Origin of the sequence: Limosilactobacillus frumenti DSM 13145 (assembly GCF_001436045.1) — a bacterium.
GTDB classification, from domain to species: Bacteria; Bacillota; Bacilli; order Lactobacillales; family Lactobacillaceae; genus Limosilactobacillus; species Limosilactobacillus frumenti.
Window position 1 is genome coordinate 87028 of sequence record NZ_AZER01000008.1, and the last position, 11102, is coordinate 98129.

At 40.5% G+C, this 11102-nt stretch carries 7 protein-coding genes, 1 other RNA gene and 2 pseudogenes; all 10 read left to right on the forward strand.

Annotation, left to right across the window (positions count from 1 at the left end; all coding sequences use genetic code 11):
* Positions 1-63 precede the first annotated feature (63 nt).
* Positions 64-1923: pseudogene (locus FD27_RS01850) on the forward strand (acyltransferase family protein).
* Positions 1924-1938: 15 nt separating this feature from the next.
* Positions 1939-2388 (forward strand): MarR family winged helix-turn-helix transcriptional regulator, encoded by a 450-nt coding sequence (locus tag FD27_RS01855; RefSeq protein ID WP_057748655.1) that lies wholly within the window; start codon positions 1939-1941, stop codon positions 2386-2388.
* A 17-nt stretch (positions 2389-2405) separates the two neighbouring features.
* The gene (locus FD27_RS01860; RefSeq protein WP_057748657.1) at positions 2406-3212 is read left to right on the forward strand and encodes a Cof-type HAD-IIB family hydrolase; all 807 of its coding nucleotides are present in this window, start codon (positions 2406-2408) and stop codon (positions 3210-3212) included.
* A 306-nt stretch (positions 3213-3518) separates the two neighbouring features.
* A complete protein-coding gene (gene apf, locus FD27_RS01865) occupies positions 3519-4085 on the forward strand; it encodes an aggregation-promoting factor (RefSeq protein ID WP_057748659.1) in 567 nt (188 codons plus the stop codon).
* A 164-nt stretch (positions 4086-4249) separates the two neighbouring features.
* Positions 4250-4624, forward strand: a transfer-messenger RNA (tmRNA) gene (gene ssrA / locus FD27_RS08565).
* A 218-nt stretch (positions 4625-4842) separates the two neighbouring features.
* Entirely contained in the window at positions 4843-7239 is a 2397-nt protein-coding gene (locus FD27_RS01870; protein ID WP_057748661.1) for an SEC10/PgrA surface exclusion domain-containing protein, read from the forward strand.
* A gap of 327 nt (positions 7240-7566) precedes the next feature.
* Positions 7567-8283 (forward strand): response regulator transcription factor, encoded by a 717-nt coding sequence (locus tag FD27_RS01875; protein ID WP_057748663.1) that lies wholly within the window; start codon positions 7567-7569, stop codon positions 8281-8283.
* Positions 8280-9743 carry a sensor histidine kinase gene (locus FD27_RS09085; protein WP_057748665.1) on the forward strand — a complete coding sequence of 488 codons (1464 nt, stop codon included), beginning with the start codon at positions 8280-8282 and terminating at the stop codon, positions 9741-9743. Before FD27_RS01875 ends, FD27_RS09085 begins: the two co-directional genes overlap by 4 nt.
* Positions 9744-9911: 168 nt before the next feature.
* Positions 9912-10772 (forward strand): GRP family sugar transporter, encoded by an 861-nt coding sequence (locus FD27_RS01885; RefSeq protein WP_057748667.1) that lies wholly within the window; start codon positions 9912-9914, stop codon positions 10770-10772.
* Between the two features lie 151 nt (positions 10773-10923).
* A pseudogene (pgi, locus tag FD27_RS08680) lies at positions 10924-11102 on the forward strand (glucose-6-phosphate isomerase); the annotation flags it as partial.

An 11102-nucleotide genomic window follows, 5' to 3' on the forward strand; every position in this document is an offset into this window, starting at 1 on the left:
TAGACACTAAGCGTTTAAGTACCTAAAATAGGATGAGTAAACTTACTATTGGGGGATGCCGGGATGAAAAATGAAATTGACTTCAGCACACATCACCGAACAAAACACGTGACGGGGATTGACGGCCTACGAACAATTGCTGTAATTGCCGTAATTATTTACCACCTAGTTCCAAATCAGCTCGCAGGTGGTTATTTAGGTGTTCCCTTATTTCTGTTAATTTCTGGTTATTTTATTAGTTATCAGTTTAGTCGGCGGTTAAAATATCGACTACCAGTTCATTTAATGGCTTTTTATCAGCGTCGTTTTAAACGCCTTTATCCAGTCCTTATTGCGATGTTGTTAATGACGACCGCATATATGACTCTTTTTGCTAGGGAACTTTTGCATCAGATTCGCGTAATTGTGGTGACCAACCTTCTCTGGGTTTATAACTGGTGGGAAATCGGTCATGGTCAATCGTACTTTGATCAATTTGGTGGTCAGTCACCGTTTACCCATTTATGGACGTTGGGTGTAGAAGCTCAATTTTATTTGATTTTCCCATTGTTATTAATTGCCTTGTTTAAAGTCTTTAAACGTCAGGTAATCGTACGGCGGATCATTATGGGGTTGGCAATTTTGTCAGCAGTTGAGATGGCATTGTTGTACCAGCCTGATAATATCAACCGGATTTATTACGGAACTGATACCCGAGCCTTTTCTTTGTTACTAGGAGCTTGGTTAGGGTTGGCCTGGCCGTTAGATAACCTGAATGCGCATGCTCCACGACAAACTCAACAATTACTTGATGGGGTAGGCATTGTCGCCTTAATAGTAACGATCATTAGCTTCTTTGTTGCTAATGGTCAAGCTAGTTCGACTTATCATGGTGCAATGTTTGCCTATAGTTTTGTGGGGATGATTTGGTTAGCGACGATCCTTCATCCGGCTGGGCATATGAACCAGTGGTTGACTAATCCAGTTTTCACTTGGTTTGGTCAACGCTCATATGGCATTTATGTTTATCAGCTGCCCGTAATGATTTTTTACGAACGTGCAATCAAGGTCGGCTACCATCCTGTTATCTCGGCAATTGAAGAAGTAGCGCTGATTTTAATAATTTCCGAGTTATCATACCAGTTGATTGAGCGGCCAATTGCCCGTATCCACTGGAATGATTGGTTAGTAGTTGTCAAGAATCGGCTGAGGGTTCCACCTTTCCATTGGTTGGCATGGCTAACGACTGTCCTGACGATTGCGGTTACTGCTACAGCAATCACTGGCTTGTGTTTGCCTGATCGGGCACCGAAGCCTACGGCCGTCCAAAAGAAGATTGAACATAATGCGGATAAAACGAAGGACCACAATCAACAGCTTGCTAAGGGGAAAGACGTCAAAACAGCAGATGTCAGCACTATTCAAAAGCAGTTTACCTTGACCAAACGTGAAGCTCGCCAAGCGCGTACGTTAGAAGTGACAGCGGTTGGTGATTCGGTGATGGAAGATGCTGCTGATAGTATTTAAAAGATCATTCCGCATGCATATGTGGACGCACAAGTTGGTCGACAAGGGAGTGCTACTCCGGCGGTTTTAAAGAAATTAAAGAGTAGTGGTAACCTTCATAAAATTGTCATATTAAACCTGGGTAATAATGGGCCCATGACTAAGCAGACTAGCGATCAGATTCTTGATGCTATTGGGAGCGGCCATCAGATTTATTGGGTAACGGCTCACGTCCCAACTAAGACCTGGCAACAGCAAGTCAATCGCCAAATAAGGGACTTAGCTAAACACCACACGAACGTTCATGTTGTTGACTGGTATACTGCTAGCCAAGGACACGATGATTGGTTTGCTAAAGATCATGTTCATATGGATCAAGAGGGAAATGTTCACTATGCTCGACTGATTGTCAAAACTATTTTGAAAGATCAGCATTAGGGGGGCACAGTTGTGATGAAAACTGATGAAGAACTTCTGGATCAAGCAATCGACCTTTACCTGTCAGCACTGAAGGGATTAGGAAGTTTTGTGTCGCAGCCTTCTGCTGAGTATCATTTGTCATTTGAACAGTATTTAATCCTGCGAACTATTGTTAATCATCCAAAAGTGAAATTGATGGATATTGCCCACGAGCGACATGTAACCAGGAGTGCGGTGTCGCGCCAACTCAAAATTCTCTTAAAGAATGGTTATGTAAAGCAAACTGCTGATCCAGCAGACCACCGGAAAATGTTTTTAACGAGTACGGAAAAGGGAACCACCGTTGAAAAGAAGGTTCGTCGATTGGTGGTGCGGCGCTTTTCATCATGGCTAAATACCTTTGGTCAAGAGCGGGGAGCACAATTATTAGCCTTGCTAGCCGATTTTGATCAACAGATTGTTCAAGCCAACAATAATGACTGAAGGGAGTTATTAGAATAATGATTAAGATGATCGCTTTAGATTTAGACAATACCTTATTGAACAGCAACAAAGAGATCAGCTCACGTAATGAACAAGTTCTTAAAAAATTACATTCCCAGGGGATTCATGTGGTGTTATGTACTGGCCGACCAATTAATGCGATCTGGCCATTAATTGAACAACTTGGACTGACCCAGCCGAATGACTATACGATTACCTTTAATGGGGGTCTGGTAATTAATAATGTAACGAAGGAACACCTATTTGAACTAGGAATGAGTCGCCAGGATCTTCAGCCATTATTTGATTATGTCCATCGTCACCAGATCCCATTAGACGCATTGGACTTTGAACGGGTATATGAATTGACTGATCAGCCGCGGTCCATTTATAAGACAGTTTTGAAAAATATTGAATTTACGGACTCGACCACTGCTGACTTACCAAACCATACTTTCAGTAAAGCGGTAATGGCTATTCCAGCTGACCAGCTTAGTACCATTATTAAGCACCTACCAGAAAAACTATTGCGTCATTACCATGCGGTGCAATCACAGCCAATGATTATGGAATTTCTTCCAAAAAAGGTGAATAAAGCAGTTGGGCTAAAGGCCCTCCTGAATCACTTTAACCTGACCTTTGATAACTTGATGACCTTTGGGGATGCCGACAATGATCTTGAAATGATTGAGGCTGCCGCCCAGGGAATTGTGATGGCGAATGGGTTGCCGGAAGTCAAAAAAGCAGCCACAGCGATTACCGATTCCAATGATCAGGATGGAGTAGCCACGTATTGTGAGCATTTCTTTGCAACATTATTGTAATAAAAGTACGGTTTAAGTATTAAAAAAGCACTAAATTAAGGTGGATAACAACTTAATTTAGTGCTTTTTGACGTTCATTAACCGGCTAAAAGATTGTTTTTAGGCTTTGTTAAAATCGATTCAATGTTGATAGAACGGGGAATCATTATTGATTGTTCAGCTAAGCACAAAACATGTTTCGACAAATTTACAATCATTTACCAATTTGCCCAGAATCGCAAGGTTGTTGTCATCTGCTTGTAATATGGACCGTGTACTATAAGCACTGTTGAATATGAAGAACGAAACAAAGGATGGTTTATATTTATGATTTCTAAGAAGAACTTTGCTAAAGTGTCAGCCGCTGTGCTTGGTGCTGTTGCATTGGGAACAGCTGCCAATGTTGTTTCTGCTAATGCGGACACTGTCTACACGGTTAAGAGTGGCGACACACTTTCAAGTATTTCTTTCAAGTTTAATAAAGATAACAGCCTCGTAAATAAGATCGCTCAAAAGAATAACATTAGCGACATCAACAAAATTTATGTTGGAGAAAAATTGCTAATTAAGAGTGATGGTGAGATCCAACCGGTTTCAGACCAAAATAGTAATAATGGTAGCAAAACCAATAGTAACAATAATAGTCAAGCGGCAAGTACTAATTTGAGCAGTCAAGAACAAGCTGCAAAGGATTGGATTGCTTACCATGAATCTCGTGGCCAATACAATGTTACCAATGGTCAATACATTGGGAAGTATCAACTCTCTGCTTCTTACTTAAATGGTGATTACTCCCCTGCTAACCAAGAACGGGTAGCAGATCAATACGTTGCTAGTCGTTACGGTTCTTGGGTAAATGCCCAACAACACTGGATGGCTAACGGTTGGTACTAGGATTAATATGATCAGAAGATAGAAAATGCAATAAGGGATCGTTAGTGTCCACGAATAGTACACTAGCGGTCTTTTTTGTATTTACTGCTTAGGGAAATTATCATCATTGATGCGTTTTAGTGGTAACTAGGAGCTAGTATGATACAATAATACTGTTCCGTTTTGGGGATGTTTTTTGGATTCGACAGGTATAGGTCGAGTTTCAATTGCGTTTCGAAGGTTGCGACTTCGTAAAAACGCTCAGTTTTAAATTATAACTGCAAACAATAATTCAAACGCTTACGCATACGCTGCCTAACAAGTAGCGCGCGTAGATCCAAGTCGGGTTCGTCCATGATGCGACTTTGGGTTTCATATTTAGTGGACTACGCTTCTTGTTCCCGTTTGAAATAGGAAGAAGAGATTCATCAAGCTAGCTAATCATGGTTGCCTTGCTCAACGGCGTTTTGGTTAGTGAACTTCAAATAGCTGAGCTACGAACGTAGAGATTGAAATGGCGATATGCTTGGACACGGGTTCGACTCCCGTCATCTCCATATTGTTTAAGTTGTCTTTATACCTTAATGTATTGGTATAAAGACAACTTTTTTATTACGATAAATTAAATCGTATTATATAACGGTAAAGAAAAGCAACTCGTGAATTTTATAATATAGATAATGTGAATAGCATCAATTATTGTTAGTAGTGCTATAATGCAGCTGTATGGCTATAAGTTAATTTTAACTAGTCTGGGAAATCAAGGGAGGATTTATTAATGAAAGAACATAAGAAGCTTTATAAAGCTGGTAAGAAATGGTTAGTAGCAACTATTGCTGTGACATCATTTGGTATTGTTGCTGCGCAAGGAAATGTGCATGCAGCTACAGGAAATCAAACTTCTTTAACTGCTATCGCAAATAATGGTGACCTTCAGGCTGCACAGCAAGCGGTTAAAACGCAAGAGAATAACGTTAATAATGCACAAAATAATGTTGATCATGCTCAAAAGGCAGTACTTCAGGCGCAGAATGCTAATAGCGAGGCACAGGTTGCCGTAAAAACTGCTCAAAATAAGTTAAATGTTGCTACGCAAGCGCAGAAGGCAGGACACACGCAAGCTGATATTGATCAGTTAAAGCAAACAGTTCAAAGCAATCAACATAAGCAACAAGTTGCTCAACAAAATCTTGATTCAGCAAATGCTGATGTTAAGGCAAAGGTTAGTGCACAAAGTACAGCTCAGCAATCTGTTAATGCCCTTCAAAAACAGGTTGATCAGTCTGGCGAAACACTACCAGAGTTTAACTTCACTGAGGATCAAAAGAGTACAACTCAAGCATTTGTGAAAGCAGTGAACCGTATTTTAGCAACTGGCTCCTGGAGGTCTTCAGAATTTCAAAATCTTTCAGAATTTCAAAACTGGGAGAATGCCATGTCAACACAACAAAAGGTCAATTGGCAAGATTCATCAGCAACTGATCAGAATGCAAAAGTAGACTTACGTGCAATGACAACTGCGCAAGTTAAAGAATTATCGCAATTTGCTGCAGCAGTGATGAATAATTTACGGAATGAATTAGGAATCAGTAATCTCACTGGAAAAGCTGTTGTAACTGAAGGATTAATTGGCGAAGCTAAAGAAGTTAGTGACATTTATAATAAAGATCAGCCTAATAGAATTGGTCACTATATTTATGCCTTGAAGAAAGCAGCATTTGATTATGGTTTGACTGCTAATGATGCAACTAACGCTGACAAGTATTCTGCACCTGTCAACGAATATGGGGAAAGCCTGAATGAAGGTTGGGACTCAAATTATACTAATATTGTGTCCATGGCAGATGCTAAAAAGATGGTGGTTGATGCAATTGCCGGGATGCTATTTAACGATAGCAATAGTCAAATGGGACATGCTGAAGCGATGATTGGCCTATATAATAACGGTGGAAACGATTATGTAGGGACTAGCCTGTCTTTTGATAATACTCGCGGTATTCCTGGTCATGTTACTCATTTTATGCAGTTCTCCTCTGCAGATTTTGCTAACGCTCACTCGTCTGCTGAAAAAGCAAAGCAAGCAGCAAAAGGGATTAAAACTGTAATTGATAACCCATATGAAAGCTCGGCACAAGATGCTAAAAAAGCAGAAGAGGCAAGAAACAAATTATCTGTAGCTAAAAAACAGTTAGCTAAAATTACAGATGAATTAACTCAAAGTCGGAATAAAGTTCAGACCGCTCAGCAGAATTTGCTGACTGCTAAGCAGCAATTAAATAAAGATCAGACAAAGTTACAAAAGATGCAGGATGAAAAAACGCCGGATCAATTACAAAAGGATGTTGACGTTGCTAAGGCAAATCTTAATAGCGCCAATAATAAAGCTGCAGAAGCAGCAGTTGCTTTGAAAAAGGCGCAAAATAAGCTTAATGCCGAGCAAGCAAAGCTTGTTACAGCTAAGCAGCACTTAAAAGCAGCCCAAGACCAACTAGCCAAAGTTGAGGCTGCTCATCAGCCGTCATCCAGTGCGGCGTCAACCGCAACGAAGCCAAGTTCTAGTGCGGCAACCAGTGCGGCGTCAACCGCAACGAAGCCAAGTTCCAGTGCAGCTACGAGTGCGACATCATCTGCAACGAAGCCAAGTTCCAGTGCAGCTACAAGTGCGGCATCATCCGCAACGAAGCCAAGTTCCAGTGCAGCTACGAGTGCAGCATCATCCGCAACAGAGCCAAGTTCCAGTGCAGCTACAAGTGCGGCATCATCCGCAACGAAGCCAAGTTCCAGTGCAGCTACGAGTGCAGCATCATCCGCAACGAAGCCAAGTTCCAGTGCAGCTACAAGTGCGGCATCATCCGCAACGAAGCCAAGTTCTAGTGCGGCAACCAGTGCGGCGTCATCCGCAACGAAGCCAAGTTCCAGTGCAGCTACGAGTGCAGCATCATCCGCAATAAAGCTAAGCTCCTGTGCAGCCACTAGTGCCACTGATAGTTCAGTTTTGGACAGTGTAAAGAATGCTAACCAAACAGTGCTAGCTACAATAACTAAAGTGGATAAGAATGACAATAATATTCAATTACCACAGACTGGTGATCAATATGCAGTTGGTGCTATTATATTTGGTGCCATGATGGCAATGTTTGGTTTAACTGTTGCTGGTATGAAGCGCAAGGATTAATCACGTAATACCTCATTAAGGGTGGCCGGGAAATTTCTCGGCCATTTTTTATGCGCTGCATTAGTTGGCTTTGTATTATTAAATTTTGAAACACACTTTGTTTCATTAAATTGCAGACTCTTATGGTAGTGATTTTATTAGGAAGATTAAAAGAGCAATTAATTAATTCGATACTAGACTGCTTTTACTAACTTTATATAACATTTTGAAAAAGTGTAATTTAGTAAAATGATATGATTACTTCTTACAACAATTATGGGTGTTAGACAGAGATGAATGTTACACTAAGGGAAAATAACTGAGAAATAAAATAAAGGAAGTATGTTTATGAACATTCTAATGGTTGAAGATAACCATTCCGTTTGTGAAATGATGGAAATGTTTTTTAAAAAAGAACAGTGGCAGGTTACCTTCGCATATGATGGACTACAAGCGGAAGACAAGTTTAAAAATGACTCCCAAAAATGGGATATCATTTTGCTTGACCTAAACTTACCTAAGAAGGACGGAATGCAAGTTGCTGCCGATATCCGTCGAATTTCACCAACTGTGCCATTGATCATGTTGACGGCACGGGATACGGAAAGTGATCAGGTACTCGGCCTAGAGATTGGGGCAGACGACTACGTCACTAAACCATTTAGCCCAATTACCTTAATTGCCCGAATTAAGGCCCTTTATCGACGGAGTGCTTTAAGCGCCCATGATGATGTAAACAAGCAATCATCATCTTTCGATGTGGAAACAAAGCATTTTAAAATGAATACAAAGACTCGTGAAGTATATTTATATGACCAGCCAATTACTGACTTAACACCCAAGGAGTTTGACTTATTAAAGACTCTTGCCTCTAAGCCTCGACAGGTATTTACCCGATCTCAGCTTCTTCAATTAGTATGGGATTATGAATACTATGGTGATGAGCGGACAGTTGATGCACATATCAAAAAGCTTCGTCAAAAATTAGAGAAAGTGGGCCCACAAGTTATTCAAACGGTTTGGGGTGTTGGCTATAAGTTTGATGATGAAGGACAAGCACAATGAAACTAATTTATCGACTAATGTTATCCTTCACGATCGCCATAACTGCTTTAATGATCGTATTGGCATCAGCCTTTATTCATGCCACCAACCGAACACTCTATCAAAACACCTGGCAACAATTGCAAAATTATTCAGATAGTTTGGTGGAAGATGCAATTCGCTATGATGTGAATGACCATTCGTTTGAAGGATTCGCTAATGAATCGCTTGCTGCTAACGCGGCACTCCTTTCCGATCAAAAGATCCATTTTGCGATCTTTGATATGTCGAAGAAACAAATCTTTATTAATAGCGGTTATACGCCTTCTATATCAAAAGGTGAATGGCAGCGTCTGAAAAAGGGTAAAACAATTTACCTGAAGACGGCTAATCCACGTATTAAGGCGAATTCCAAGAATGGGACAGGAATGACTGAGGTGCTGCGTCCGTATTTCTACCACCACAAGCTGATTGCTGTTGTGTCGATTGGAACCTTTTTGTCAGTTATTCAGGAGAACCTGCATCAGACGAAAATTAACCTATTGCTTTCACTAATAATTGGATGTGTTGTTACCATTATCCTTTCGTATTTCTTGGCTCATGCGATTACTAGTCGAATTGAACGTTTACGGAAAGCTACCAAACAAGTTACCAAGGGAAATTACGATGTTCATGTTCCTGTTCGCAGTAACGATGAAATCGATGATCTTTCACGGAGCTTCAATCAGATGACGGTTTCGCTCCGAGAATCAGAAAAAGAAATTCGCCGGCAGGAGGAACGACGACGTCAATTTATGGCAGATGCTGCCCATGAAATGCGAACACCATTAACGACAATTAATGGGATCCTGGAAGGGTTGCAGTATGATGCTATTCCAGAAGAAGATAAGCAACACAGTATTGAATTAATGCGCAATGATACACAACGGCTTATCCGGTTAGTCAACGATAATCTTGACTATGAAAAAATTCGCACTAACCAGATCTCAATGGAACGAAAGGTCTTTGACGCCTCTGCGGCCCTGCATAATCTCATTGATCAACTACAGAAGAAGGCCCATGAACAGAATGACCAATTAAAACTAACCGTTCCTCAAGCATTACGTGTTTATGCAGACTATGATCGTTTCGTACAAATTATGTTTAATTTAATTCAGAATGCCATTCAGTTTACAAGCCACGGCACTATTCACATTAGTGGCCGCCACCTGGAGAAGGGGAGTCAGTTTGTCGTTACTGATGATGGCCTGGGGATGACTAAAGACCAAGTGGCTAATATTTGGGACCGCTTTTATAAGGCGGACCCATCTCGATCGACAACCAAAGGTGAATCTGGTTTAGGGTTAGCAATTGTGCATCAGCTTGTTCAATTACATGGTGGATCAATTAAGGTAAAATCCACCTTACATGAAGGAACGACTTTTACTGTTTACTTTCCTGATCGTGAGTATGCCCCTCATTTAAAAGCGCAAAATAAGTGATTTCACAACTATACCAATATTTTATATAGCGCTTTCTGTTCTTGAATATTAGTAAAAACAGCTATTTTACCAGTAAAAAAATTAGTGAAAAGTCTTGTGTAAACGTTTGCAATCCCCTATAATATTCATTCGTAATCTGAATTGATATTCGATTGGAGAGAAATTATTATGGTTTATTTACTTGCTTTAATTCCAGCATTAGGTTGGGGGCTGATGCCACTGATTACCGGTAAAGTTGGTGGCTCCGCTGTTAACCAAATGTTTGGAATTGGTGCTGGGGCAACTATTATTGGTTTAATTGCCTACATTGTTACCCAGCCAAGTGTTTCAACAACTGCATTCTGGTTCTCAGTATTATGTGGTGCGTTATGGACGATTGGTCAGATTGGTCAATTCGTTTCCTTTAAGCGGATGGGTGTTTCAAATACCATGCCTCTTTCAACTGTGTTGCAGTTGGTTGGTAACTCGTTAATTGGGGTAATTATTTTTGGTGAATGGCACAGTGCCCGCGCTTTGACGATTGGGTTTATTGCATTGGCAATCGTTGTGATCGGGGCATTGATGACTTCAGTTTCTGATGGAACTTCTGATAAGAAGGTTACGACGAGTAACTTTATCTTCCTATTGGTAACGACGATTGGTTACTGGGTCTACTCTGCATTCCCCAAGATCCCTGTAGTTGCTAACGAAAGTGCTCAAGGAATTTTTCTGCCAGAAATGTTAGGAATCCTGTTAGGCTCTGTTCTGTATGCTGTGTTCTCCGGCAATGCTGGTTCATTTAAGCAAAAAGAACAATACCTGAATATCCTTGGGGGCTTATCATGGGGAATTGCGGCATTTGCCTACATCTTTTCAGCTAAAGCCTTGGGAGTTACTCAAGCATTTATCTTTACCCAGTTAAACGTGATTATCGCTACATTCGGCGGTGTTTGGGTACTACATGAGCAAAAGAGTCACCGTGAAATGACCTACACTGTTTGGGGCATTGTCTTGATTGTTATTGGTAGTATTGCTACTACCTTTGCTTAAAAAGTTCGCACTAGACACAAATTGTATCTAGTGCGTTTTTTTATTCATTATTTGGGCAAATTATCGGTAAGTGTTGAATTTTAATTGAAAACGGATTCATATTAGGATATGATCAAAATGTATCATTTATTAAAGAAAGAAGCTGTTAATAGTGAATCACATTAGTTTTGATAAAACCGGCTTAAAGAAATTTGTTAATAAAAATGAATTAGGCGAAATGCAGGTCATGGTTACTGCAGCAGATGATGAATTACGTAACGGGACTGGTGCTGGCGCTGACTTCCGTGACTGGCTCCACTTGCCATCTGATTATGATAAGGAAGAATTTGC

Excerpts from the sequence above, each read along its gene's own strand:
- FD27_RS09085 (WP_057748665.1), top strand. The coding sequence starts at position 8,280 with ATGAAACTAATTTATCGACTAATGTTATCCTTCACGATCGCCATAACT.
- FD27_RS01870 (WP_057748661.1), top strand. The coding sequence starts at position 4,843 with ATGAAAGAACATAAGAAGCTTTATAAAGCTGGTAAGAAATGGTTAGTA.
- FD27_RS01860 (WP_057748657.1), top strand. The coding sequence starts at position 2,406 with ATGATTAAGATGATCGCTTTAGATTTAGACAATACCTTATTGAACAGC.
- FD27_RS01885 (WP_057748667.1), top strand. The coding sequence starts at position 9,912 with ATGGTTTATTTACTTGCTTTAATTCCAGCATTAGGTTGGGGGCTGATG.
- FD27_RS01855 (WP_057748655.1), top strand. The coding sequence starts at position 1,939 with ATGAAAACTGATGAAGAACTTCTGGATCAAGCAATCGACCTTTACCTG.
- FD27_RS01875 (WP_057748663.1), top strand. The coding sequence starts at position 7,567 with ATGAACATTCTAATGGTTGAAGATAACCATTCCGTTTGTGAAATGATG.
- apf (WP_057748659.1), top strand. The coding sequence starts at position 3,519 with ATGATTTCTAAGAAGAACTTTGCTAAAGTGTCAGCCGCTGTGCTTGGT.